The sequence below is a fragment of the Psychrobacter sp. 16-MNA-CIBAN-0192 genome, from assembly GCF_040309565.1.
Taxonomy (GTDB): Bacteria; Pseudomonadota; Gammaproteobacteria; order Pseudomonadales; family Moraxellaceae; genus Psychrobacter.
Genome location: NZ_JBEOOX010000324.1, coordinates 1 through 266 on the forward strand (window position 1 = coordinate 1; position 266 = coordinate 266).

The 266-nt window shown below is 40.6% G+C and carries 1 protein-coding gene; it reads right to left on the reverse strand.

Annotated features, from left to right (window positions below; genetic code table 11):
- The coding region (locus AAEY78_RS13415) for a hypothetical protein (RefSeq protein WP_352339807.1) at positions 1 to 180 on the reverse strand (180 nt) is incomplete at its 3' end.
- Between the last annotated feature and the right edge of the window lie 86 nt (positions 181 to 266).

Consider the following 266-nt stretch of genomic DNA (forward strand, 5'->3'; position numbering starts at 1 on the left):
GGCAGAACTAGCAGTGCCATTAAGTGTTTGGGAAATAATATCAGCAGGACGAAATAGCACTTGGTAGTCAGGGAATTGTAACGCTAACTGAGCTCTGATTTTTCTAATATAAAGGTCAGTTGGTGCATGATCAGGGGTTAACTGTACTAATATCTCGCCTTCTGAAGACGTGCTAATCATAGAACTAATCCAAGTTCGATTTATAGCATCTGGAGGTCCAATATTCTCAACAATGGCCTGAATTTCGTTAGCAGGGATTATCGTTC